The sequence below is a fragment of the Agathobaculum sp. genome, from assembly GCF_022775115.1.
Lineage (GTDB): Bacteria > Bacillota > Clostridia > Oscillospirales > Butyricicoccaceae > Agathobaculum.
Genome location: NZ_JALFLA010000037.1, coordinates 22,439 through 47,705 on the forward strand (window position 1 = coordinate 22,439; position 25,267 = coordinate 47,705).

General features: G+C 63.4%; 24 protein-coding genes. 20 read left to right on the top strand and 4 right to left on the bottom strand.

Features of this window, described 5'->3' with window-relative positions:
• Positions 1 to 2: 2 nt before the first annotated feature.
• From MR935_RS04905 to MR935_RS04915, 3 genes are read right to left on the bottom strand one after another with little or no spacing between them, the layout of a single operon-like run.
• The gene (locus MR935_RS04905; protein WP_290571556.1) at positions 3 to 1,787 is read right to left on the bottom strand and encodes an L-fucose isomerase; all 1,785 of its coding nucleotides are present in this window, start codon (positions 1,785 to 1,787) and stop codon (positions 3 to 5) included.
• 4 nt (positions 1,788 to 1,791) lie between these two features.
• Positions 1,792 to 3,231, bottom strand: a complete 1,440-nt coding sequence (locus tag MR935_RS04910) for a rhamnulokinase (RefSeq protein ID WP_290571558.1) — start codon at positions 3,229 to 3,231, stop codon at positions 1,792 to 1,794.
• Between the two features lie 30 nt (positions 3,232 to 3,261).
• Entirely contained in the window at positions 3,262 to 3,945 is a 684-nt protein-coding gene (locus MR935_RS04915) for a class II aldolase/adducin family protein (protein WP_290571560.1), read from the bottom strand.
• A 107-nt stretch (positions 3,946 to 4,052) separates the two neighbouring features.
• On the opposite strand from MR935_RS04915, the gene MR935_RS04920 reads away from it, so the two are divergent.
• The 18 genes from MR935_RS04920 to yqeK all read left to right on the top strand — a co-directional run bounded on the left by MR935_RS04920 (position 4,053) and on the right by yqeK (position 22,952).
• Entirely contained in the window at positions 4,053 to 4,943 is an 891-nt protein-coding gene (locus tag MR935_RS04920) for a helix-turn-helix transcriptional regulator (protein ID WP_290571562.1), read from the top strand.
• A gap of 93 nt (positions 4,944 to 5,036) precedes the next feature.
• Positions 5,037 to 5,168, top strand: coding sequence for a hypothetical protein (locus tag MR935_RS04925; protein WP_290571564.1), 132 nt, complete (start codon positions 5,037 to 5,039; stop codon positions 5,166 to 5,168).
• Positions 5,169 to 5,369: 201 nt separating this feature from the next.
• Complete coding sequence (locus tag MR935_RS04930) at positions 5,370 to 6,740, top strand: TrkH family potassium uptake protein (RefSeq protein ID WP_290571566.1); 1,371 nt, start codon at positions 5,370 to 5,372, stop codon at positions 6,738 to 6,740.
• A 51-nt stretch (positions 6,741 to 6,791) separates the two neighbouring features.
• A complete protein-coding gene (locus MR935_RS04935; RefSeq protein WP_290571568.1) occupies positions 6,792 to 7,448 on the top strand; it encodes a potassium channel family protein in 657 nt (218 codons plus the stop codon).
• Positions 7,445 to 8,224 (top strand): TrmH family RNA methyltransferase, encoded by a 780-nt coding sequence (locus tag MR935_RS04940; RefSeq protein ID WP_290571570.1) that lies wholly within the window; start codon positions 7,445 to 7,447, stop codon positions 8,222 to 8,224. The genes MR935_RS04935 and MR935_RS04940 overlap by 4 nt, the downstream gene beginning before the upstream one ends.
• Before the next feature lie 12 nt (positions 8,225 to 8,236).
• Positions 8,237 to 9,436, top strand: coding sequence for a DNA-processing protein DprA (gene dprA, locus MR935_RS04945; RefSeq protein ID WP_290571572.1), 1,200 nt, complete (start codon positions 8,237 to 8,239; stop codon positions 9,434 to 9,436).
• Positions 9,437 to 9,513: 77 nt separating this feature from the next.
• Positions 9,514 to 11,979, top strand: coding sequence for a type I DNA topoisomerase (gene topA, locus MR935_RS04950; RefSeq protein WP_290571574.1), 2,466 nt, complete (start codon positions 9,514 to 9,516; stop codon positions 11,977 to 11,979).
• Positions 11,972 to 13,276: a methylenetetrahydrofolate--tRNA-(uracil(54)-C(5))-methyltransferase (FADH(2)-oxidizing) TrmFO gene (gene trmFO, locus MR935_RS04955; RefSeq protein ID WP_290571576.1), complete on the top strand. Its 1,305-nt coding sequence runs from the start codon at positions 11,972 to 11,974 to the stop codon at positions 13,274 to 13,276. The genes topA and trmFO overlap by 8 nt, the downstream gene beginning before the upstream one ends.
• A gap of 1 nt (position 13,277) precedes the next feature.
• On the top strand, positions 13,278 to 14,291 hold the full coding sequence (gene plsX / locus MR935_RS04960) for a phosphate acyltransferase PlsX (protein ID WP_290571578.1): 1,014 nt from the start codon (positions 13,278 to 13,280) through the stop codon (positions 14,289 to 14,291).
• 20 nt (positions 14,292 to 14,311) lie between these two features.
• Positions 14,312 to 14,983, top strand: coding sequence for a ribonuclease III (gene rnc / locus MR935_RS04965; protein ID WP_290571580.1), 672 nt, complete (start codon positions 14,312 to 14,314; stop codon positions 14,981 to 14,983).
• A 170-nt stretch (positions 14,984 to 15,153) separates the two neighbouring features.
• Positions 15,154 to 18,747 carry a chromosome segregation protein SMC gene (gene smc / locus MR935_RS04970; RefSeq protein WP_290571582.1) on the top strand — a complete coding sequence of 1,198 codons (3,594 nt, stop codon included), beginning with the start codon at positions 15,154 to 15,156 and terminating at the stop codon, positions 18,745 to 18,747.
• Entirely contained in the window at positions 18,744 to 19,127 is a 384-nt protein-coding gene (locus MR935_RS04975) for a DUF7668 domain-containing protein (protein ID WP_290571584.1), read from the top strand. The genes smc and MR935_RS04975 overlap by 4 nt, the downstream gene beginning before the upstream one ends.
• A 61-nt stretch (positions 19,128 to 19,188) precedes the next feature.
• Positions 19,189 to 20,115 (top strand): signal recognition particle-docking protein FtsY, encoded by a 927-nt coding sequence (ftsY, locus tag MR935_RS04980; RefSeq protein WP_290571586.1) that lies wholly within the window; start codon positions 19,189 to 19,191, stop codon positions 20,113 to 20,115.
• Positions 20,116 to 20,841, top strand: coding sequence for a ribonuclease PH (rph, locus tag MR935_RS04985; RefSeq protein WP_290571588.1), 726 nt, complete (start codon positions 20,116 to 20,118; stop codon positions 20,839 to 20,841).
• On the top strand, positions 20,841 to 21,443 hold the full coding sequence (gene rdgB, locus MR935_RS04990) for an RdgB/HAM1 family non-canonical purine NTP pyrophosphatase (RefSeq protein ID WP_290571590.1): 603 nt from the start codon (positions 20,841 to 20,843) through the stop codon (positions 21,441 to 21,443). The genes rph and rdgB overlap by 1 nt, the downstream gene beginning before the upstream one ends.
• Entirely contained in the window at positions 21,437 to 21,736 is a 300-nt protein-coding gene (locus MR935_RS04995) for a YhbY family RNA-binding protein (protein ID WP_290571592.1), read from the top strand. The genes rdgB and MR935_RS04995 overlap by 7 nt, the downstream gene beginning before the upstream one ends.
• Positions 21,733 to 22,326 (top strand): nicotinate (nicotinamide) nucleotide adenylyltransferase, encoded by a 594-nt coding sequence (nadD, locus tag MR935_RS05000; protein ID WP_290571594.1) that lies wholly within the window; start codon positions 21,733 to 21,735, stop codon positions 22,324 to 22,326. Before MR935_RS04995 ends, nadD begins: the two co-directional genes overlap by 4 nt.
• A gap of 38 nt (positions 22,327 to 22,364) precedes the next feature.
• On the top strand, positions 22,365 to 22,952 hold the full coding sequence (yqeK, locus tag MR935_RS05005; protein ID WP_290571596.1) for a bis(5'-nucleosyl)-tetraphosphatase (symmetrical) YqeK: 588 nt from the start codon (positions 22,365 to 22,367) through the stop codon (positions 22,950 to 22,952).
• Between the two features lie 91 nt (positions 22,953 to 23,043).
• Here the strand turns inward: yqeK and MR935_RS05010 are convergent, their stop codons facing one another.
• Positions 23,044 to 23,439 (bottom strand): hypothetical protein, encoded by a 396-nt coding sequence (locus MR935_RS05010; RefSeq protein WP_290571598.1) that lies wholly within the window; start codon positions 23,437 to 23,439, stop codon positions 23,044 to 23,046.
• 19 nt (positions 23,440 to 23,458) lie between these two features.
• On the opposite strand from MR935_RS05010, the gene MR935_RS05015 reads away from it, so the two are divergent.
• Entirely contained in the window at positions 23,459 to 24,838 is a 1,380-nt protein-coding gene (locus tag MR935_RS05015; RefSeq protein WP_290571623.1) for an LCP family protein, read from the top strand.
• A gap of 37 nt (positions 24,839 to 24,875) precedes the next feature.
• Complete coding sequence (rsfS, locus tag MR935_RS05020) at positions 24,876 to 25,241, top strand: ribosome silencing factor (RefSeq protein WP_290571600.1); 366 nt, start codon at positions 24,876 to 24,878, stop codon at positions 25,239 to 25,241.
• The last annotated feature ends 26 nt before the right edge of the window (positions 25,242 to 25,267 follow it).

The window sequence follows — 25,267 nt, forward strand, 5'->3', positions numbered from 1 at the left end:
CTTTATTGATACAGCGGGCCGTAGGCGGCGCACGCGCGGTAATCGGCCGCCTCGGCATCTTCGGTGCCAAATGCGGCCCATGCGTGCTGCCGCCAGACCTGCTCCTGCGGCACGTTGTGCATGGCGACCGGGATGCGCAGCATCGAGGCCAGCGTGATCAGGTCGGCGCCGACGTGGCCGTACACGGTAACGCCGTGATTGGCGCCCCAGTTTGCCATCACGCTGTAAACATCGGTGAACGCGCCGTGTCCGGTCAACCGGGGCACGAACCATGTGGTCGGCCACGTCCGGTCGGTGCGCACATCGATGGGCTGGTGGATGGCATCGGCCAGATCGGCCGTGTGGCCCTCGGCAATCTGCAGCACCGGCCCAATGCCGTCGATGATGTTCAGGCGAAGCAGCGTGACCGGCATCTCCGCCCGGCAGCGGAAGTGGCTGGAAAAGCCGCCGCCGCGGAAATACTCGTAATTTGCCCGGCACCAATCGGTCGCTTCGAGGCAGGCGGCTACATCGGCGCCGGTCATCTCCCAGAAGGGCTTCATGCAGTGCTTGCCGTCCGCGCCGCGCGCCGCACCCGAGCCGTCCAGCGCGGTAGCGCCCGAATTGATGAGGTGGATAAAGCCGTTCGCGGCCACGCCCTCCGGCTTGTTGCCGGTCACACGCGCGCAGGCTTCGGGGCTCCAATAGGTGCGCACATCGTGGAAGCAGGGCGCGCAGCCGGTCACCAGCGTGCCCAGCAGCATGGCAATGCCGTTGCAGGTGTCGTTCTCGGTAGCAAAGGCGGTCGGACACTTGGTACCGTTCCAGTCGAAGGTGGATGCCATGATGGCCTCGGTAAAGTCCGCGTTGGGCAGCCAGTCCGTCCACTGGCGCTGACCTTGGAAGCCGCCCGCGACTGCGTTGCGGCCGAGTGCCTCCTCGTGCCAGCCCATCTCGGCGAGGGCGGGATTGCCGTACAGGATGTCGCGCATGATCATGGTCATTTTGGTGACGAACTCCCAATCCTGCTCGGCGGGCACTACCTTGGAGTCGGTGATGATGCGCGGCAGCGCCTTGCCCGCGTTGCAGTCAACGCCCTCGCGGCAGTTCGCCTTGACCCAAGCGAGCGCCTTGTCATACTCCTTGTGGTCGTAGATCTGCAACGTGATGCGGCGCACGATCTCGGTCATATCGACCCATTCGGCGCGGATGCCGAAATACTTCTGCATGGTCGCCGCGTCGCAGTAGCTGCCCGCGATGCCCATGGACACGCCGCCGATATTGACATAGGCCTTGCGGTTCATCCAGCCTACCGCGACCGCGCAGCGGGCAAAGCGCAGGAGCTTTTCGGCCACATCATCAGGCACGCTGGTGTCGGTCATGTCCTGCACATCGTGGCCGTAGATCGAGAAGGCGGGCAGTCCGCGCTGCGCGTGCGCGGCCATGACGGCGGCGAGATAGACTGCGCCCGGGCGCTCGGTGCCGTTAAAGCCCCAGACGGCCTTGATGGTCTTGGGATCGATGTCGAAGGTTTCCGTGCCGTAGCACCAGCACGGCGTGACCGACAGGGTGGCCGTCACATTCTCTTTGGAGAACTGCTCGGCGCAGGCAGCGGCCTCAGCGCCGCCGCCGATGGTGCCCTCGGCAATCACGCACTGTACCGGCGTGCCGTCCGGATAGCGCAGGCGGGTGGTGATGAGCTTGGCCGCCGCGCGCGCCATGCCCATTGTCTGGTCTTCCAGACTTTCCCGCACGCCGCCCCAGCGGCCGTCAATGACCGGGCGGATACCAATTTTGGGATATTGCATGTTATCAGCTCCTTTTCTGCAAATGGTGAACAAAGGTTGTATAGGCCTGCTGCCAAGCTGTGGGCTGCTCGGGCTGATAAAGCTGCACCGGCTCGCAGGCCGCGATCAGACCGCGCCCGGCCGCGATATCGGGCAGCGCGCCCAGTGCGACAAACTGCACCAGTAGGTTGCCCAGTGCGGTCGCCTCGACCGGACCGGCGTGCACCGGGATCGCGCAGCTTGATGCGGTCATTCGGCATAAAAGCGCGGCCTGCGCGCCGCCGCCGATGATGTGCAGCGTATCAAACCGTTTGTCGGTGACGGCTTCGAGCTGCCCGAGGGCCAGACGGTACTTGAGCGCCAGGCTTTCGTAGATGCAGCGCACGACCTCGCCGACCGTCTGCGGCACATACTGCCCGGTTTCACGGCAGTAGGCGCGCACGCGCCCGGGCATGTCGCCCGGCGAGGTGAACAGTGCGTCGTCCGGGTCGATGAAGCAGCGGAAGGGCGGGGCGTACGTCGCAAGCTGCTCAAGCGCAGCAAAGGAATAGTCCTTGCCTTCGCGCTGCCACTGTCGTCGGCTCTCTTGCAGCAGCCACAGCCCAACGATGTTCTTTAAGTAGTTGACTTTGCCGTTCGCGCCCAGCTCGTTGGATAGGCCAAGCGCCGCGCTTTCGGCGGTCAGAACAGGCCGGTCAAGCTCGGTGCCGAGCAGGCTCCATGTGCCGCAGGACAGAAAGGCCGCCCGGTCGCTTTGCAGCGGCGCGGCTGCGACCGCCGACTGGGTATCGTGCCCGGCCACCGCTATCACCTTTGCCCCGCCGGGCAGCGTGGCTGTGATGCTGCCGCTGGGGATGACCGGCGGCAGGATGTCCGCCGGGAGCGACAGCTCGTCCAGCAGCGCGTGGCACCAGTCTTTACCGGCCGGGTCGAGCAGCTGGCTGGTCGAGGCGATGCTTTGCTCGCAGACCGCCGCGCCCGAAATCAGGTAGGCCAGCAGGTCGGGCATGAACAGCAGCGTCTTCGCCCGGCGCAGCAGCGCGGGCTGCGCTTGCAGCGCGACAAGCTGGAACAGGGTGTTGATCTCCATGATCTGGTTGCCGGTCAGTTGATACAGCCGATTCGTGCCGACTTTGTCCGTAACACGCGGGATCAGCCCGGCGGTGCGCCGGTCACGGTAGTGCACAGGCGGGGCGAGCAGCCGCCCTTCCGCGTCCAGCAGGCCAAAGTCGACGCCCCATGTGTCAAAGGCGAGGCTGTCAAACGTTTCCGCTCGTGCCATGCCCTCGCGCACGCCTGCAAGCAGTGCGTCAATATCCCAGTACAGCGTACCGTCCAGCTCGACCGGCGTATTGTCAAAGCGGTATACCTCCCGGCGGGTCAGCTTGCCGTCCGCCAGCGTACCGAGCACGGCTCTGCCCGTCGAGGCGCCGAAGTCAAAGGCGAGCGCCTGATAGCTGCCCATCGTCAGTTTCCCTCCCCTCGGACGCAGCGGCTACGCCTGCTCGTATTTGACATAGCCCGGATGCCTGCCGGTGACGCCGTAATATTCGCGCAGGTCGATCAGCTTCTGGATGTTTTCGCGGCTGATGTCCCGGGTGCCGCCGAGGATGATCGCGTTGATCGTGATTTTTGCCCACAGCTCAAGGCTTTCCATGCGGTAATAGGCGGTCAGCAGGTCGCTGCCCACAGTCAATGCGCCGTGGTTCTCCAGCAGCAGCGCGTCATGCCGGTCGAGATACGGCTCGATCGCGTCGGGCACCTCGCTCGTGCTCGGCGTGCCGTAGGGGGTCAGCGGAACGGCGCCCAGCACGGCGACCGTTTCGATCATATTGTACATATCCATCGCGCGGTGCGCCACGGCAAAGCCGGTCGCGCCCGGTGGGTGTGCGTGGATCACGCCGCCCACATCCGGCCGCTTTTCGTAGCAGCGAAGGTGCATTTTGATCTCGCTAGACGGGCGGTAGCCCTCCTGCCCTGCCAGCACCTTGCCCGAGGCGTCGATTTGCAGCAGCTTTTCCGGCGTGATGAAGCTCTTGCTGATGCCGGTCGGCGTGACGAGAAAGGTGCCGTCCGCAAGCCTTGCGGAAACGTTGCCGTCATTTGCGGCCACCCAGCCAAGCTGCCACATTTTGTGACATATGCCACAAATTTCTTGCTTGATAGAATCCAAATTCATTGAATTTTCACCTCCTAACTTCAGTATATCCTTGTAACATCTGCCGTGCTTGTGCTATAATAACAATTACATGGATGATTTTCACTTTTTTCTATGAGGATTGCACAATGGTAAAACATGCGGCGTATGAGGGCAAGCAGCGCGGATCGAACAACTTTCCGCTCGAATATTATTATGTGGATTTTCTCCATCCGCGCTACGATATGCCCTTTCATTGGCATATGGAATGTGAGCTGATCTCGGTTTTGCGGGGCGTTTTCACGCTCAGCATCGACGGAAGCGTGCATGAGCTGAGGCCGGGCAGCTTTGCCTTCGTGCCCGGAGAGACCATCCACGGCGGCGTTCCATGCGGCTTTGACAGTGTTTATGAATGCATCGTGCTCGATTTGGACTATTTTTGTCAGGCGCTTTATATCGAGCAGGGCGTCTTTGCAACCGAGCTCAACCACGGTGCGAACATCGTCCGCCATTTTACGCGCGAGGATGCCGCCGGGCAGCTCATCGAGCAGCTGTTTATGGAAGGCCGCGGCCGGTCGGCCGGGCATGAATTTTTGACCGCCGGACTGATACTGGGCTTTGTCGGCGCGGTCATCCGCGGCGGCTTTTACGGCGTCCCCTCGGAAAAGCAGCACAAGAGCGCCCAGCAGGCCAAGCAGATCAAGCGGGCGCTCACGCGCATCCGCAAGGATTTTCGTCTGCCGCTCACGCTCGACGAGCTGAGCGCTGAGGCGACCATGGCGCCCAACTACTTCTGCCGGGTGTTCCGGGATATCGTCGGCCGCCCGCCGATCGACTACCTGAATTATTACCGCGTCGAGCGCGCCGCCGAGCTGATCTATACGACAAATGATATCCTGACAGACATCGCGCTGCGGTGCGGCTTTAACGATTCGTGTTATTTCAGCCGCAGCTTCCGCAAGTACAAGGGTATGTCGCCGAGCGAATACCGCAAGCAAACGCACGACGCGCTGGGGCGCAAGCACCTCCGCCCCGGCTGAGCGCCGCCCGCCGAAAGGCGGGCGTTTTTTCGACGGCAGATTTCGTTTCGGGAGGAGCAGGCGGTGCTATGACGGCATAAAAAAAGAGCCGGGATGGCAAAAACGAGAAAACAAACCTTGACAGGCGTGCAACAATCTGCTTTTATAGATATATTGCAGGCGCAGGGCGGCATGAGCCTTGCGGCGCTTGCCATGCCTGCTGCGCGATCAAAGGAGTCATCATAAAGGCTATGAGGAAAGACACGGAAAAGAGTATTGCGGCATATACCCCGGCAAGCGAGGCACAGGGCTTTGCAGAAATGTGCGGCGCAAACCGAATAGACCCCTATCATCATTCCGCCCGGCGCAGAGGGACAGCACGCTTTTCAAGGCCTGAACGGATGCGTTCAGGCTTTTGGCATTTCATGTAGAGGGGAAGAAACGGCAATGCCACGAACGCATATTATCCTGCACCAGCAGACACACCGCCCGATGCGCCCGACCTCCGTCATGGCGATCGGCTTTCTGCTCATTATCCTTATTGGCACGGCGCTGCTCATGCTGCCGGTGTCGTCGCGCAGCGGCACGCCCACCATGCCGCTGGACGCGCTGTTCACCGCGACCTCGGCTACCTGCGTGACCGGGCTTATCACGGTCGGCACGGCGACACACTGGTCGAATTTCGGTCAGGCGGTCATTTTGGTGCTCATCCAGATCGGCGGACTGGGCTTTATGACGCTGGCTGCGCTCGGCTCCTTTGTCACGCGCCGGCGTATCACGCTGCGTGAGCGGCTGGTGATGAGCGCCGGACTGAACCTGACCGATACTTCGGGCATTGTCCGGCTGACGCAGCGCATACTGGTGGGCACCTTTACCTGTGAGAGCGTGGGCGCCGCACTGCTGTGCCTGCGGTTTGTGCCACGCTTTGGCCTGCGCCGGGGGCTGAAGATGGGCGTGTTCCATGCGGTCTCCGCGTTCTGCAACGCGGGGTTTGACCTGATGGGCGTGGCGGACGACCCATTTTGCTCACTGGTCGGCTATGTGGACGATCCGCTCGTCAGCCTGACCATCATGACGCTGATCGTGGCCGGCGGCCTCGGCTTTATCGTGTGGAGCGATATCTGGGATAAGCGGTGCTTTCGCCGTCTCCGCCTGCACACCAAGCTGGTGCTGGCGGCGACGGGTGCGCTGCTGGCGCTCGGCTTTGTGATGACGCTGCTGTTTGAATGGAGCAACCCGGCGACGCTCGGCGCGCTGCCTGTGGGCGATAAGCTGCTCGCGGCCGCATTCCAGACGGTGACGCTGCGCACCGCGGGCTTCAACACGGTCGATCAGGCCGCGCTGAGCGGCCCGTCGCAGGCGATCGCCTGTGTGCTGATGCTGATCGGCGGCTCGCCCGGTTCGACTGCGGGCGGCATCAAGACCGTCACCGCTGCCGTGCTGCTGCTGTCGGCCAGCTCGGCGCTGCGCGGACAGGTCGAGGTCGATGCCTTCGGCCGCCGCATCGCGCCGCGCACAGTGATGAACGCGGTCACGATGATAACGGTCGGCGTGGTCATCAGTATGTCCGGCGCGTGCGCGATCGCGTTTTTGGAGGGCGTGTCCTTCCACCAAAGTCTGTTTGAGGCCATTTCGGCCTTTGGCACGGTCGGGTTGACCATGGGGCTGACGCCCTCGCTCGGCGCGGCCTCGCACATCATCTTGATCGTGCTGATGTACCTTGGCCGCGTGGGCGTGCTGACGCTCGGCGTGGCGGTGTTCATGCGGCACCGGGAGCCGCCTAAGATGCAGTATCCCGTGGCCGAGATATTCATTTGAGCCTGATGGCGAGCCGGCAAGGGCGCGGCATAGAAAAGAAGGGAGACGGCTATGAAATCGTTTTTGGTGATCGGTCTGGGGCGCTTCGGCGAGTCGGTCGCGCGGGAGCTTTCCGCACTCGGGCAGGAGGTGCTGGTGCTGGACAAGGCTATCGACCATGTGCAGCAGATGGCCGACGAGGTGACGCAGGCCATTCAGGGCGATGCACAGGACGAGGCCGTGCTGCGCTCGGTCGGCGCGCGCAACTTTGACTGCTGCATCGTGGCCATCGGCGCGGATATCGAGGCCAGCATCCTCGTGACGGTCACGCTCAAGGAGCTGGGCGCAAAGTACATCGTGGCCAAGGCCAAAAGCGCGGTGCATGCGCGCGTGCTCGAGCGCGTCGGCGCCGACCGCGTGGTATCGCCCGAGAGCGACATGGGGCAGCGGCTGGCGCAGCGGCTGGCGCGCACCAACGTGGTCGATTTTATCGGTGTGTCCAACGATTTTTCCATCGTCGAGATCCATCCGCCGCGGGCGTGGCTGGGGCATTCGCTCGGCCAGCTCAACGTGCGCGCCAAGTACCTCATCAACATATTGGCCATTCGCCACGGCGAGGGCGGCACGGTCGATGTTTCGCCCTCGGCCGACCAGTGCATCGAGCAGAACGATATGCTCATCGTCATCGGCACCAATGAGAACATCGGCAAGGTGGTGGAAATGGATTGACGCGGATCGAAAGCCGTCACAACGCCGCGCTGCGGCATCTGGCGCGGCTCGGACGGGAGAAGAAGTACCGCCGCAGCACGGGCGAAATGCTGTGCGAGGGCGAAAAAATGCTGTATGAGGCGCTGTCCTCGGGCGCCCAGGTCAAGCAGGTGCTGGTGCGCGAGGGCAAGCCGGACGACGCCTGCCGCGCGCTGCTGGCGCGGGCCGAGGAGCAGGGCGCGGCACTTTATACCGCGCCGGAGGCGCTTTTTGCGCTGGCAAGCGAGGTCGAGACGCCGCAGCGCGTCATTTTTTCCTGCGCGCAGCCGGTGTGGAAGGCTGTCGCGCTTGACGGACAGCGGCAGGCGCTGCTGCTGGACGGGGTGCAGGATCCGGGCAACCTTGGCACGATTTTACGCACCGCCGAGGCCTTTGCGCTCGGCGCCGTCGTGTTGTGCGAAGGCTGCGCCGATCCGTTTTCACCCAAGGTCGTGCGCGCGACGATGGGCGCGGTGTTCCGCCTGCCGTGCGTGTCCCTACCGCTGGCTGAGGCGGTGGGCAGGCTGCGCGCGCAGGGGCTGGCTGTGTACGCCGCCGCGCTGCACGGCGACAGTGTGCCGCTGGGCAGCGTGCCGCTCGGGCGCGCGGCCGTCATCGTCGGCAGCGAGGGCAGCGGCGTGACGCGGCAGGCGCTCGCGCTGGCCGACAAGCGCGTCATCATCCCGATGGCGGGGCGTGCCGAATCGCTCAACGCAGGTGTGGCGGCTTCGATCATCATTTACGAAATGACTAAGTGAGGGGGCGAGCGCATGTCTGCACAACTGAGCTATGTCTGGCTGTCCCGCCGCCGCGGCATCGGCGCGGGGCTGCTCTGCGAGCTGCTGCGTGTCTTTGGCTCGCCCGACGCAGTCTACGCCGCCGACCGGCGGACGCTGGAGGCGGCCTGTCCGCTGCGCAGGGCGCAGGCGGACAGCCTGTGCGATAAATCGACCGACGAGGCCGAGGAGATCCTACGGCGGTGCGCGGCGGGCGATATCCGCATCCTCACGCTCGGCGACAGTGCCTATCCCGACCGCCTGCGCGCGATCGCTGACCCGCCGGTCGTGCTGTATGTGCGCGGCCGCTGGCCTGATTTTGACGTGACGCCCGCCGTTGCTGTCGTCGGCACGCGGGACGCGACGCAGTATGGCCGAACGACTGCGGAAAAGCTCGGCGCGGCGCTGGCGCGCGCCGGGTTCATCACGGTCAGCGGTATGGCGCGCGGGAATGACGGCGCAGCACACCGCGGCGCGCTGCGCGCAGGCGGGCTGACTGTTGCCGTGCTGGCGGGCGGCGCGGATGTGTGCTATCCGCCCGAGCACCGCAGCTTGATGGGCGATATCCTGCTGTCCGGCGCGGTCGTCAGCGAGTATCCGCCCGGCAGCGAGCCAAGGGGCGCGCACTACCACAATCGAAACCGCATCATCAGCGGCCTGTCCGTGGCGACCGTCATCGTCGAGGCGACCGACTGGCGCTCGGGCGCGCTGATCACCGTGCGCCACGCGCTTGATCAGGGGCGCGATGTGTACGCCGTGCCCGGCACACTGGACGCACCGCGCTCGGCTGCCTGCAATGCGCTGATCGAAAGGGGCGAGGCGGCGCTGCTCAGCAGCCCGGCGGCACTGGTGCGCGCATACAGCGGCCTACTGCGCGGCGCAAACACACAAGTGCGTCCTGCACCGCCTCGACAGGACAGGCACAGGCAGGGAGAGGCGCGCCGCCCCAAGGCAGCGGATACGCCCGTCCTGCGGACGCAGGCTTCCGCTCCGGCCGGAGACGCGCTGCCCCAAAGCCTTGGGGACGACGAGCGCGCGATCGTCGAGCTGGTGCGGCAGGGCGTGTCGGGCGCTGATGAGCTGGTCGCGCGCTGCGGCTTGCCCGCGGCACGTGTGATGAGCCTTGTCACCATGCTCGAGATGGATGGTATCTTGCGCCGGGAAAAGGGCAAGCTGGTTTTGTTCCGCCGGTGAGCGCACCGGTTTTGCCAAGCGATACAAGCGGGACGCGGCATGAGCGGCGGCCCTTTAGAATAGGAGATAATTGTTATATGTCAAAATTAGTCATCGTGGAGTCGCCCGCCAAGGCCAAGACCATCGGCAAATACCTCGGTTCCGGGTATGTGGTCAAGGCCTCGATGGGGCACCTGCGCGATTTGCCAAAAAAGAAGATGAGTGTGGACATCGAGCACGGCTTTAAGCCGGAGTATGTCCCGATCGAGGGCAAGGATAAGATCATTGCCGAGCTGAAAAAAGAGATACGCAAAAGCGATTTCGTCTATCTCGCAACCGACCCCGACCGCGAGGGCGAGGCCATTTCGTGGCATATCAAGGAGCTGTTCGAGCTGAGCGACAGCGACTCCAAGCGCGTCACCTTCAACGAGATCACGCGCCCGGCGGTCAAATACGGCATCGAGCACCCGCGCGATATCGATATCGATCTGGTCAACGCGCAGCAGGCGCGCCGCATCCTTGACCGGGTGGTCGGCTACGAGCTTTCGCCCTTTCTGTGGCGCAAGGTAAAGCGCGGCCTGTCCGCCGGGCGGGTGCAGAGCGTGGCGACCCGGCTGGTTGTCGACCGAGAAAACGAGATACGTGCCTTCGTGCCTGAAGAATACTGGACGATCGAAGCCACCCTGTCCGCGCCGCGTGACGGGGAGCAGACCTTTACCGCCCGCTTCTTCGGGGACGCGGACGGCAAGATTGAGCTGAAAAGCGAGGAGCAGGCGGGCGCAGTCGTCGCGGCGGTGAGCGGCAAGCCGTTCATTGTGGGCGAGATCAAAAAAGGCAAGAAAAAGCGCTCGCCCGCGCCGCCGTTTATCACCTCTACCTTGCAGCAGGAGGCCTCGCGCAAGCTCAACATGACGCCCCGCCGCACGATGAGCGTGGCGCAGGAGCTGTACGAGGGCATTGAGCTGGGCGAGCATGGCCTGACCGGTCTTATCACCTATATGCGTACCGATTCGCTGCGCCTGTCCGACGAGGCCACGCGCGCCGCCGCAGGCTTCATCCGCGGCCGCTATGGGGAGGAATACTATCCCGGCCGTCCGCGTGTATTCAAAACTAAGTCGGGCGCGCAGGACGCGCACGAGGCCATCCGCCCGTCGGATGTTAAACTGATCCCGGAGGAGATACGCCGCTATCTTACGCCCGACCAGTTTAAGCTGTACAGGCTGATTTGGTCGCGCTTTGTCGCCTGCCAGATGGCTGACGCGATCTTCGATACGCTGTCGGTCGATCTGCACGCCGACCGGTATGTGTTCCGCACGAGCGGGCACACGATCGCGTTTCCGGGCTTTCTGACCGTGTATGAGGAGGGGCGCGACGACGACAAGGGCGAGGAGGGCAGCCGCCTGCTGCCGCATTTTGAGCAGGGGGACAGTATGCTCCCGTCTTCGATCGACCCGGCGCAGCACTTCACCCAGCCGCCCGCGCGCTATACCGAGGCTTCGCTCATCCGCGCGATGGAGGAGCGCGGCATCGGCCGCCCGTCCACCTATGCGCCGACCATTTCGACCATCCTCGACCGCGACTATGTGACCAAGGAGAATAAGGCGCTGCGCCCGACGCCACTCGGCGAAGGGGTGACCGGCCTGCTGGTCGATAAATTCAAGTCGGTGGCCGATTATGAGTTCACCGCCAATATGGAGCACGAGCTGGATGAGGTCGAGGCGGGCAAGCTTGATTACGTTCAGCTGCTCGAAAACTTTTATGGCGGCTTTGAGGGTGCGCTCCGGCAGGCCGAGGTTGACCTCGAGGGGCAGCGCGTCAAGATACAGGATGAGGTGACAGACGTCATCTGCGACAAGTGCGGACGCAATATGGTCATCAAATCGGGACGCTTCGGCAAGTTCCTCGCTTGCCCGGGCTTTCCGGAGTGCACCAACACCAAGCCCATCACCGAGGACACCGGCGCGGCCTGTCCGGTGTGCGGGGCCAAGGTGGTCAAAAAGAAATCCGCGCGCGGCTATGTGTACTATTCGTGCGATAAGTTCCCTGCCTGCCAGTTTATGACGTGGGACAGACCGCTCAAGACCAAGTGCCCGACCTGCGATTCCTCGCTGTTCCGCCATACCGACCGCGACTCTAAGGAGGTTACGGACGTCTGCCTGCGCGAGGGCTGCGGCTACCGGGAGATCGTCAAGGAGGGTCTGCCGCCCGAGGAGGCCGAGAAGAACCGCCTGCGCCGGGAAGCGCGTGCGGCCAAGGCGGCTGAGCGCGCCGCCGCAAAAGAAAAGGAAGAGTCCGCCGCGGAGGCCGAAAAGACGAAAAAGAGCACGGCTAAAAAGAGCACGGCCAAAAAGTCCGCCGCGAAAAAGCCGGCGCAGGTGCCGTGGCTGACCAAGACGACAGGGCGCTTCAAAAAGCTCAATGACGAGGCCGTGCAGGCGCTGACCAAGACCCAGCAGACACGGTACGCCAAGGCGCTGGCCAAGCATGAGGCCGAAAAAGCGGCGGAAAAAGCGGCCAAGAAGTCGGCCGCGCGCGGGCGCGGGAAGGAGAACGCCGATGTGTGATACTGTTACCGTCGTCGGCGCGGGGCTTGCCGGGTGCGAGGCCGCGTGGCAACTGGCCGCGCGCGGCATCAAGGTGCGCCTGCATGAGATGCGGCCAGAAAAACGCTCACCCGCCCACCATACGGACGATTTTGCCGAGCTGGTCTGCTCCAACTCGCTGCGCTCGGACGAGCTGACCAACGCTGTCGGCCTGCTCAAGGAGGAGCTGCGGCGGCTGGGCAGTCTGATCCTCGCCTGTGCGGACGCAAACCGGGTCGAGGCGGGCGGCGCGCTCGCGGTCGACCGCGCGGCGTTTGCGCAGGCTGTGACCGAAAGAATCAAGAGCCACCCCGCCATCGAGGTCGTGCACGGTGAGGTGACCGATATCCCGGCCGGCAGGGTGGTCATTGCCTCCGGCCCGCTGACCTCGGACGCGCTGTTCGCGGCCATCCGTCAAAAGGTCGGCGGCGAGCTGCTGCATTTTTACGACGCGGCCGCGCCGATCGTGACCGCGGAGAGCATCGACATGGACGCGGCCTACGCGGCCTCGCGCTATGGCAAGGGCACGGCGGACTATATCAACTGCCCGCTCAGTAAGGAAGAGTACGACACGTTCTGGCACGCGCTGACCACGGCGGAGGAAGCGCCCGTGCATGGCTTTGAGGATACCAAGGTGTTTGAGGGCTGTATGCCGGTCGAGGTCAACGCCCGCCGCGGGTATGACACCCTGCGCTTCGGCATTCTAAAGCCCGTCGGCCTGCCCGACCCCAAGACGGGCAAGGATCCCTACGCGGTTTTGCAGCTGCGCCGCGATAATGCGGCAGGCAGCCTGTACAATCTGGTCGGCTGCCAGACGCACCTGAAATGGGGTGAGCAGAAGCGCGTGTTTTCGCTCATTCCGGCGCTGCGCCGAGCCGAGTTCGTGCGCTACGGCGTGATGCACCGCAACACCTTTCTCGACTCGCCCCGTCTGCTGGACGAGACCTACGCGCTGCAAAGCGACCCGCGCATCCGCTTTGCCGGGCAGATGACCGGCGTGGAGGGCTATGTCGAGTCGGCGGCCTCGGGTTTTGTCGCCGGGGCAGCCACCGCGATGGAGCTTTTAGGCGAGCGGATGCCCGCGCTGGGACGCGACACGGCCATCGGCGCGCTGGCACTGTATATCTCCGACCATACGGTGGTAAAGTTCCAGCCGATGAACATTAATTTCGGCATCCTTGAACCGTTGGGCTATAAGGTCAAGGGCAAACGGGAGAAAAATGCCAAAATCTCCGCGCGTGCGCTCGAAAAGATCGACATTTTGAAGAGGGAGATATGAAATGAAAATCATTGTGGACGCAATGGGCGGCGACAACGCGCCCGCTGCTGCGGTCATCGGCGGCGCGCTGGCTGCGAAGGAATACGGAGAAGAGGTTCTGCTGGTCGGCGATGCCGCGCGCATCGCCGCGATCCTCCGGGAAAAGGGCATGGAGAGCACGCCCGGGCTGACCACCGTCCCGGCTGCCGATATAGTAGATATGCATGATGACCCCGCGACCGTGCTGCGGCAAAAACCGGACTCCTCGATGGCGGTGGCGTTTCGGCTGCTCAAGGCGGGCGAGGGCGACGCGCTCGTCTCCGCGGGCAACACCGGCGCGCTGCTGACCGGCGCGACGCTGTTCGGCGGTCGCATCAAGGGCATCCGGCGCGGTGCGCTCGCGCCCGTCATGCCGTGCGCGGGCGGGCAGGTCATGCTGTGCGACGCGGGTGCGAACACCGAGTGCACGGCAGAAATGCTGCTGCAATTTGCCTTTCTCGGCTCGCTGTACGCCGAGAAGATCGGCGGCGTGCACAAGCCGCGTGTCGGTCTGGTCAACAACGGAACCGAGGATACCAAGGGCGACACGCTGCGCAAGGAAACCTACGCGCTGCTGCAAAAAGCAAGCGAGGAGGGACGGCTGAACTTTGTCGGCAACGTGGAGGGCAGCATGGTGCCGCTCGGCGCGTGCGATATTGCTGTGTGTGACGGTTTTGCGGGCAATGTGATGCTCAAAACCATCGAGGGTGTGGCCAAATTCATGGCGGGCGAGATCAAAAAGGTGTTTACGCGCAACACCGCGACCAAGCTCGGCTATCTGGCCTGCAAGCGCGGCATGGACGAGTTTCGTGGGCTGTTCGATCAGGACCGCATCGGCGGCGCGCCCTTTCTGGGCATCGCAAAGCCGGTCATCAAGGCGCATGGTTCCTCGGGCGAGACGGCGATCAAGAACGCCGTGCGGCAGGCCATCGCCTATACCCGCTCGGGCATGATCGACGCGGTGCGGGAGAATATCCAATATATGACAGTAGAATAACCACATCGGGAGACAGATGTATGCTGAATATTGATTATACGTTCAACGATCCGGCGCTGCTGGAGCTGGCGATGACGCACTCCTCCTTTGCCAATGAGCATCGCGGCGGGCACATGCACTGCAATGAGCGGCTGGAGTTTCTGGGCGACTCGGTGCTTGGTTTTGTCACGGCGGATTTTCTGATGATGCGCTATACCGACCTGCCTGAAGGCGAGCTGACCAAGCTGCGCGCGGCGGTCGTGTGCGAGAGCGCGCTGTGCGAAATTGCAAGGGAGCTGGGCATTCCGGGACAGGTGCGCCTTGGCCATGGAGAGGAGCTTGGCGGCGGGCGTGAGCGTCCGTCGATCTTGGCCGACGCGACCGAGGCGCTGCTCGGCGCGATCTATTTGGACGGTGGGATCGAGCCTGCGCGCGCGTTTGTGCTGCGCTTTATCCCGCAGAGGGTCGAGCTGGTCATCGCGGGTGGCGCGTTTAAGGATTATAAGACCGTATTGCAGGAGATCGTGCAGAAAAACAAGCAGGAGACGCTCGAATACCGTCTGGCCGGCACGTCCGGCCCGGATCACGACAAGCGCTTTACCATGGAGCTGCTGCTCAACTCCAACGTGTTCGCCACGGGCACCGGGCGGAGCAAAAAGGAGGCCGAGCAGTCCGCAGCCAAGCAGGCGCTGCGGCTGATGGGAGAAATATAGGGAAAGCATTGCGGCCGGCATGGCCGTCACCCGGGCAGGGCGGCGGCTACGCCGGTTTTTTCGTTTGCGCGCGGGCTATGGTTTGAATAAGCTGTAAATTCCGCGTTTGTGCATTGAAAAACGGCAGGCGCGGTGGTAGAATAATGTTATGTATATCTTTGAGGTGTGACATGGTTCTAAAAAGCCTGATCCTGCAGGGCTTTAAGTCCTTTCCTGATAAGACTGAGATCCGTTTTCTCGGCGGTTTGACTGCCATCGTCGGGCCGAACGGCTCGGGTAAATCCAATATTTCGGATGCCATCCGCTGGGTACTGGGCGAGCAGTCCTCGCGCTCGCTGCGCGGGGCGAAGATGGAGGATGTCATCTTCGGCGGCACGGCCAAGCGCGGACCGGTCGGTTTTGCCGAGGTGTCCCTGATTCTGGATAACAGTGCGCGGTTGTTCCGCTCGGATTTTACCGAGCTGATGGTCACCCGCCGCTACTATCGTTCGGGCGAGAGCGAGTATTATTTGAATAAGAGCCATTGCCGCCTCAAGGATATCCACGAGCTGTTCATGGACACCGGCCTTGGACGGGACGGCTATTCGAGCATCGGGCAGGGGCGTATCGACGAGATATTGTCGCTCAAGAGCGAGGACCGGCGCGAGATATTTGAAGAAGCCGCTGGTATCACCAAGTTCCGCTACCGCAAGGAGGAAGCCGAGCGCAAGCTGCGCGCGACCGAAGACAACCTGACCCGCATCCATGATTTGTATGACGAGCTGGAGCGGCAGGTGGAGCCGCTGCAAAAGCAGGCCGAAAAGGCGCGGCAGTTTCTGCTGCTGCGCGACGAGCTGCGTGTGCTCGAGGTATCGCTTTGGCTGGTGGCGCTTGGCCGCATCAAGGCGGACGGCGCAAAGCGTGAGGCCGATGCTGCGGCCTGCGCGGCGCAGCTTGATGAGGTAAGGCGCGCGCAGGAGGGGCTGTATACGCGCTGTGAGCAGTTGGGCGCAGATATGCGGGAGGTCGACCGCGAGACCGATCGCCTGCGGCAGACGCTGCGCGAGACCGAGCAGCGCGCGGCCGCGCAGGCCAGCCGTGCCGCTGTGCTGCGGGCGAATATCCAGAACAACCGGGACAACATCGCCCGTGCCGAGCAGGAGAGCGCGGGCCGCGCCGCGCAGGCGCGCGGCCTTGGCGCGCAGATAGACGCGCGCCGCTCGCGTATCGCGCTGCTCGAGCGGCAGCAGGACGAGCTGACCGCGCGCGCGAACCAAATGGAGCGGCAGATAGGCGGGCAGCAGACCCGCCGCACGGAGGCCGAGCGGGCGCTGGCCGCGGCCGAGCAGGCGCGTGAGGATTGCCGGCAGGCGCTGCACACGCTTGCGCTCGACCTGACGGCTGCACAGGCCGGACTGGACGGCATGGACGGACGGCGCGACACCATCGACGCCGATATCGAAATCGCAGCCGCGCGGCTGGCCGCCGAGCAGCAGGCGCAGGATGAGTTGACCGCGCGCCGTGCGGCCTGCCTTGACATGCTTGCGGGCGCGAAAAACAAGGCGCAGGGCGTTGCCCTCAAGGCGGACAGCCGCCGCCAAAAGGTGGAGGGACTGCAAAGCGAGCTCGCACAGACCACGGCTGCGCTGGCGAACGCGCGGGGGCGCGTCAAGATGCTCAGCGATATGCAGCGCGACTATGAGGGTTTTTCGCGCGCGGTCAAGGCGATCATGGGACAGGCCGGTCGGGGCGCGGTGCGCGGCGTACACGGGCCGGTCTCTGCGCTGATTGCGGCGGAGGACAGATTCGTCACCGCGGTCGACACCGCGCTCGGCGCGTCCGCGTCGAGCATCGTGGTGGATACGGCGGCGGACGGCAAGCGCTGCATCGAATACCTCAAGAGGAGCGACGGCGGCCGCGCCACCTTTCTGCCGGTCGATACGATCCGCCCCAGTGTGCTGCGCGAGAGCGGATTGGAAGACCGGGATGGCTGCTTTGGCACAGCTGATCGGCTGGTCACATGCGACAGCCGGTATACCGCCATCGTGCAAAACCTGCTCGGGCGCACGGTCGTTTCGGAGAATATGGACACGGCGCTGGCGCTGGCCAAGGCATACGGCTACCGCTTCCGCATTGTCACGCTCGACGGGCAGATTCTGCAGGCGGGCGGCGCGATGACAGGCGGCTCGGCCGCGCGCGGAACGGGCGCGCTGGCGCGCGCCGCCGGGCTGAAGGCGGCGGAGGAAACCGTGCGGACACTCGCCGCGCGGCAGGGTGAGCAGCAGGCACGCTTGGATGCGGCTAAGGAGGAATTGGCCGCGCTCGATTACGACCTCAAGGCGATCGAGGCCGAGCGCCGCCGCGCCGAGCAGGACGAAGCCGGCTTGTGCGCCGCCGTGCAGCAGCATGGCGCGCTGGTGGACAGCCTGCGGCAGCAGCACGAGGCCTTGCTGCTTGAACAGCAAAGCCTGTCCGCCGCAAAGCAGCGCTATGCGGATACCATCGCGGCCTGCGCCGCGCGGCAGAGCGGCGCGCGGCAGGCGTTCGAGCAGGCCGAGGGGCAGGCGGCAGTCTGCCGGGACGCGCTGGATAAGCTGGCCGCGCAGGCCGCTGAGCAGACCGCGCAGAGCGCGGCGCTGCGCACCGAAATCGCACAGAACCGCTCCGAAGCTGCGAGCGAGAGCCGTGCGCTGGCCGATCTGGAACGGCTCAAGACCGAGCTGGACGAGGGCGTGTCAAACACCGGGCAGACCATCGCGGGCTTTGAAGCCGAGATTGCGCGGCTGGAAGCCGAGCTGGCGCACGCTGAGGCCACGCAGGAGGACACCGGCGAGGTGACAGACGCGCTCAACCGGCAACTGGCCGCAGCGGCCGCGCGGCGGGACAAGGTCGAGGGCGAGCGCGTGCGGCTCGATCGTGAGGCCCAGAGCGCAAACGAGGAGATTTTACGCCTTGAGCGCGAGGCCGCGCGGCTGGAAAGCAAGTCTGCGCAGCTCAAAAGCGAGGAGACGCAGATTTTAGACAAAATGTGGGAAAGCTATGAACTGACGCCCACACCCGCCGCCGAGGTCGCGCGGCCGGTAGACGACCTGCCTGCCGCCAGAGAGCGGGCGCACGGCCTGCGCGCCAAAATGAAGGCGCTTGGCAACGTCAATCTGGACGCGGTCGAGGAATACCGCGAGGTGTTGGCGCGCTATACTTTTATGGGGGAGCAAAAGGATGACCTCGAAAAGGCGCGCAGGGAGCTGTACAAGGTCATCGAGCAGCTGACGGTCAGCATGAAGGAGATATTCGCCTCGGAATTTGCCAAGCTCAATGCTTATTTCGGCGAGACCTTCCGTGAGATCTTCGGCGGCGGCTACGCCGAGCTTGCGCTCAGCGATACGTCGGACATCCTCGGCTGCGGCATCGACATTCGCGTTTCGCCGCCGGGCAAGGCGGTCAAGACGCTGACGCTGCTCTCGGGCGGGGAAAAGGCGTTCGTGGCCATCGCGCTGTATTTTGCCATTCTCAAGCTTCGGCCGACCCCGTTCTGCGTGCTGGACGAGATCGAGGCCGCGCTGGACGATGTCAACGTCGCGCGGTTTGCGCAGTACATCCGGCGGCTGACTGACCGGACGCAGTTTATCGTCATCACGCACCGCCGGGGCACGATGGAGCAGGCTGATATGTTGTACGGCGTGACCATGCAGGAGCATGGCGTGTCTAGACTGCTGATGCTCAATCTGGCCGAGGCCGAAAAGCATATCAAAGCCGAACGGATGGGCAAAGGAGTGCCGCAATGAGCGAGGAAGAAGCAAAAAAAGCGATAGAGCCGGCTGTAAGGGCGGTCGTGGACTGCATCGCGCAGAGAAGATACGCCGATATGCCGGCATATGCCGTGTTGGAGCAGTTGTCCGCCGCCGATTTGGAGGAAATGATAGAGGGCTATTTGGCGCTTAACCAGCTGACGCATATTGACGCATACGGCGCCGTGTGCCATTTCAAGCCGCGGTATGAATACCGGCAGATGCGCTGCATCCCGTATAAGGATGGGAGCGGGTTTCATGTGGACTACGATTTGACGACCGACGGAGAGCTCAACGACCTTACACTGCAAATGGAATTTTTATGGAACGAAGCGGGCGCGCTGGAAGCAAGGGTGCTGGACGCGCACGTCATGTAGCAGCGTGCCGTTTGACCAGGGAGGTTTTCCGCAAAAGAAGTAATATAAAAGAGGAGCTGCCATGGGATTATTTGATAAGATAAAAAAGGGTCTGGCAAAGACGAGCGACGCGGTCGGCCGATCGCTCGACGCGGTGTTCGCGGGCTTTGTCAAGATCGACGACGACCTGCTTGAAGAGCTTGAGGAGGCGCTTATCCTGTCCGATGTGGGCGCGGTGAGCGCCGAGCGGATCGTGGCCGAGGTGAAGAAGCGCGCGCAGCGGCAGAATGTGACGAGCGCACTTGAGCTGCGCTATGTGCTCAAGGACACGCTGGCCGAGATGATGTCACAGGGGCAGCCGCTCGACGTTTCGGGCAAGCCGGCGGTCATCCTTGTCATCGGCGTCAACGGCGTCGGCAAGACGACCAGCATCGGCAAGCTGGCCGCCCGCTATGTGGGCGAGGGAAAAAAGGTGCTGCTCTCAGCGGCGGATACGTTCCGCGCGGCGGCGGCTGACCAGCTTGCTATCTGGGCGCGCCGCGCAGGCGCGGATATCGTCCGCCACGGCGAGGGCGCAGACCCTGCGGCGGTCGTGTTCGACTCGATCGCCGCGGCCAAGGCGCGCGGCAGCGATATCATCATCGTCGATACCGCCGGCCGCCTGCACAATAAGGCTAACCTGATGAACGAGCTGGCCAAGATCGACCGCGTCATCACCCGCGAGCTGCCCGATGCTTCGCGCGAAACGCTGCTCGTGCTTGACGCGACGACCGGGCAGAACGCTGTGCATCAGGCCGAGGAATTTAACAAGGCCGCAAAGCTGACCGGCATCGTGCTGACCAAGCTGGACGGCACGGCCAAGGGCGGCATCGTGATCGCTATCTCCGAGGGGCTTGGTGTGCCGGTCAAGCTGGTTGGCGTGGGCGAAGGGATCGACGATCTGGTCGATTTTGACCGCGCGGCCTTTTTGGAGGCCATTCTGCCGCCGCTGGAAGGGGGGCTGTCGTAAATGCAGCGACCTGACGGAAGAACACCGGGCGCGCTGCGTCCGGTCAAGCTCACGCTTGGCTACACGGTACACGCCGAGGGCTCGGTGCTGATCGAAATGGGCGGCACTAAGGTCATCTGCACTGCGTCTGTCGAGGATAGGACGCCGCCCTTTTTGGAGGGCACGGGTCTGGGCTGGGTGACGGCCGAGTATGCCATGCTGCCCCGGGCGACGGCTACACGCAAGCAGCGTGATATCAAGAGCTTGAAGCTTGACGGGCGCTCGGCTGAAATCCAGCGCCTGATCGGCCGCAGCCTGCGCGCGGTGGTTGACCGCGCGGCGCTTGGAGAGCGCCAGATCACGGTCGACTGCGATGTGATCCAGGCAGACGGCGGCACACGCTGCGCGTCGATCACGGGCGGCTTTGTCGCGCTGTGGCTGGCCTGTAAAGGACTGGTGGACAGCGGCGCGATCGCCAAAATGCCGCTGACCGCGCAGGTCGCGGCCGTGTCGGTCGGCATTTACGAGGATGAGGCCATCCTTGACCTCGACTACCGCGAGGACAGCCATGCGATCGCTGACTGCAATGTTGTGATGACCTCCAAGGGGGAGTTTGTCGAGGTGCAGGGCACGGGAGAGGGGCGACCCTTTACCGAGGCCGAGCTGCGCCGCCTGCTCGCGCTGGGCAAAAAGGGCTGCGCGCGGCTGTGCAGGGCGCAGAGCAAGAGCATGGGGGAGGAACTGTGATGCGTTTTGTGCTTGCTTCTCACAATAAAAAGAAAATGACCGAGCTTGCGGCCATTCTGGACGAGCTGGGTATCGAGATCGTTCCGCTGCCTGCGGACGCGCCTGAGCCGGTCGAGGACGGCGCGAGCTTTGAGGAAAACGCGCTCATCAAGGCAAGGGCGGCGGCGAGCCTTACCGGCCTGCCTGCCATCGCGGACGACAGCGGCCTGTGCGTTGACGCGCTGGGCGGTGCGCCGGGCATTTACTCGGCGCGGTACTGCGCGGGAGACGACCACGACCGTAACACCTTCCTGCTGCAAAACATGGCCGGCAGGGATAACCGCAGCTGCCGCTTTGTCTGCGCCATCGCCTGCGTTCTGCCGAATGGCGACACGCTGGCCGTGCGCGGTGAATGCGAGGGCGAGCTGATGTGTGAATGCCACGGCGAGGGCGGCTTTGGCTACGATCCACTGTTCTATGTGCCGGCGTATGGCTGCACCTTCGGCGAGCTTGCGCCCGAGATCAAGAACAGGATTTCGCATCGAACGCGCGCCTTGCAGACCTTTAAGCAGGCGCTTAAGGAGCTGCTCGAACACAACACACAGGAGATGGGATCATGCTGACTGCCAAACAGCGCGCCCAGCTGCGCGCATTAGCCAATACGCTGTCTGATACGCTGATCGTCGGCAAGGAGGGTGTGACCGACGCGGTCGAGCGCCAGCTGGACGAACTGCTGAACGCGCACGAGCTGGTCAAGGGCAGGGTGCTGGAGAGCGCCATGCTCACCCCGCGCACGGTGTCCGCTGCACTCTGTGAGGCGGCCGGCGCCGAGCCGGTGCAGTGCATTGGCTCGAAGTTCGTCCTGTACCGCCCCGCGCGGGACAAGGATAAGCGAAAGATCGTGCTGGTCAAATGAAAACAGGGGTGCTAGGCGGCACGTTCAATCCGCCGCATCTGGGGCATCTGCACGCCGCGCGTCTGGCTAAGGACGCGCTGGGACTGGACAGGGTGCTGTTTATTCCGACCAATATCCCGCCGCACAAAAGCCTGCCTGCGAACACGGCTACGGCGGATGAGCGGTGCGAGATGGTGCGCCGCCTAATTGCGGACGAGGATTGGGCGTTCCTTGACACGCTGGAGCTGGCGCGCGGCGGCGCGAGCTACACGGTCGACACGCTGCGCGCGCTGCGCGCACGGGGCGAGGACGACCTGTACCTGATCGTCGGCACGGATATGCTGCTGTCGTTCGACCGTCTCTGGCGCGCACCGGAGGAGATCGCGCGGCTGGCGACGCTGGCCGTGTGCGCCCGCGCGGCGGACGACTGGGCACAGATCGAGCGCAAGGCCGCCCAGCTGCGCAGCACGCTGCGCGCCCGCATCGCGCTGATTCGCGGCGCGAGCCTGACTGTTTCATCGACCGAGCTGCGGCAGGGCGGCGCGCTGCGCCGCTTTACCCCGCCCGCAGTTGCCGCATATATCGAGCAAAAGCACCTTTACGGGTTTTGACATCTAAAAATGACATAAGACAGAAAGGCGGCCATGTTATGCTGTGCAACGACGAAATGAGAAGGGATATCCTGTCAAGGCTTCACGGATACCGCTATGAACATACGCTCGGCTGCGAGCGCGCGGCCAAAATGCTCGCCGAACGGTTTGGCGGGGAGGTGGACAAAGCGGCCTTCGCCGCGATCCTGCACGACATAACAAAGCATTTTTCAAAAGAAGAACAGTTGAATTTATGTGAGAAATACGGTATAATACCCTGTAACGTTGAAAAAAGCGAACCCAAAATGCTGCATGGCAAAACGGCCGCAGCCATCGCGCGGGCCGAATACGGCGCGCCGGAGGATGTGTGCGCCGCGATCGCCTGCCATACCACAGGTAAACACGGCATGACGCTGCTGGATAAGATACTTTATCTGGCGGACTATATAGAGGATACGCGCGATTTCCACGGCGTGGAAAAGGCGCGCAAGCTGGCGCGGAAGGATATCGACCGCGCGCTGCTCTATTGCTACGACCAGACGCTGTGCGAGCTGATCGGGCGGGGCAAGCTGATCCACAGCGACACCATCGGCGCTTATAACGATTTGGTTGGACATGGTGTGCGCTGGCGTGAGGAACACGACTGAATAATTGGAGGCAAGGATTCATTTTGAAACTCTTTGGAGGAAGCAGCGGCCGAAACGGGCAAAAAAACCGAGTCACCCGCATGGAAGAACGCTACGAGCGGCCGCTGCAGCAGACGGCGCCAAAGACGCGCCCTGCCGCCGCAAAGCCGGGCAGTACGGCGGCGCGTCCCACCGTCTCAAGGCCGGGCAGCACGGCGGCGCGTCCCACAGCCCCAAGGCCGGGCAGCACGGCGGCACGTCCCACCGCCCCGAAGCCGGGCAGTACGGCGGCGCGTCCCACCGCCCCAAGGCCGGGCAGCACGGCGGCGCGTCCCACCGCCCCAAGGCCGGGCAGTACGGCGGCGCGTCCCACCGCCCCGAAGCCGGGCAGTACGGCGGCGCGTCCCACCGCCCCAAGGCCGGGCAGTACGGCGGCAGCACGCGCCGCTGTCGCAGCGCAGGCGCTTGCCGCGCAGAAAAAAAGGCGGAAGCGTGCGGTCATCATCACGGTGTCGGTCGTGCTGACTATGCTGCTGGCCGTGACGGCGGGCGCGGTGTGGATGTTTGTGCGTCCGCCCGAGATCAAGAACGATCCGACCATCATGGATGAGGAAAACGGAGATAAGGTCGACGTGGACAGCCTGCTCAACTCGGGGCAGCGCGTGGACGATTTGTTCACCTTTGTGATCGGTGCGGTGGATGAGGATCAGACCCGCACCGACGCGCTCATGGTCGCAACGATGGATGTCAAGAAAAAGACCATCAGCGTCATGAATATCCCGCGCGATACCATGTGCAACAATGGCTATTCGGGCGCGAGCCGCAAGATAAACGCGGCCTACGGCATGAAAAAGGGCGGCGATATCGAGCGTACCAAAAAAGAGATCGAGCGACTGATGGGCTTTAAGCCGGATAAATACGTCATCGTCAACTTTGACGGCATCGCCGCTATCGTGGACGCGATCGGCGGCATTGATTATGAGGTGCCGTTCCGTATGCAGTATGACGACCCCTCGCAGAACCTGCACATCGACCTGTATGCCGGAATGCAAAAGCTGAACGGCAAGCAAACGGTCGAGTTCTTGCGCTGGCGGCACAACAACGATTATTCAGTGCAGTACCCGAACGGCGACGAGGGGCGTGTGGAGAACCAGCAGAAGTTCCTTAAGGCGCTGGCCGCCGAGGTGTTTCAGCTGAAAAACGTGACCAAGATCAAGGCGCTGGCAAACGCGGTGTTTGAAAACGTCAAGACCGATTTTACCGCGGGGCAAATCCTTTGGATGGGGATGCAGGCCATGCAGATCAAGAACGAGAACATTAGGTTCTTCACTCTGCCCGGCTACGGCCAGATGAGCTATGCCGGCAGCGACCCGTACCGGTATTCGTTTTTCTTCCCGTATTATCAGGAGACGCTCGATCTGGTCAACCGGTATTTCAACCCGTTCTCACTGCCGATCGAGACGCTGGATATCGTCAGCGGCCCTGAGGGCGGCTCGGGCGGCGGTTCGAGCAGCAGCGGTGACGACGACCCGGCGGATAACTACGTTTGGGGCGATACCAATCAGTCCACCGGCGATGATGGCGGCGGCACAGACGATCCCGAACAGAGCAACGGGGACGGGCAGACCACCGACCCCGGTACGGGCGGTACGGGCGAGACCGGTACGACCAATCCCGGTACGGGCGGCACGGGCGAGACCGGCACGACCGATCCCGGCACAGGCGGGACGGGCGGTACAGGTACGGCTGACCCCGGCACGGGCGGTACGGGCGAGACCGGCACGACCGACCCCGGCACGGGCGGCACAGGCGGGACGGGCACGACCGATCCCGGTGCTGCCGGGCCGAGCCCCACGCCCACACCACCAGCGGGCGGCGATACCGCGTCGGTCGACCCGGAGGCCTGAGGGATTTGTGATTTTGATAGAAGGAGTTGGGCAAATTTTGACCGCAAAAGAGACTGTAAAAGCGATCTGTGAGGCGCTGCGCGAAAAGAAGGCGCAGGGGATGCAGGTGCTGCAGGTGGAGCGCCTGACCGAGCTGACCGAATATTTCGTCATCTGCTCGGCGACCTCGACCACGCAGGTCAAGGCGCTGGCCGACAATGTGGAGTGGCGGCTCAAGTACGATCATGAGACGCTCGTCCACCATACCGAAGGCTATGAGTCCGCGCAGTGGATGCTGCTCGATTACGGCAGCGTCGTAGTGCACATCTTCATGCCCGAAGCGCGTAAGTTCTACAATCTGGAAAATCTATGGAAGGACGGCACGCCCATACCGCTGGCCGACCTTGGCATCGAAGAAGAATAGCACGCGCCGCGCTTGAAATGAGACAT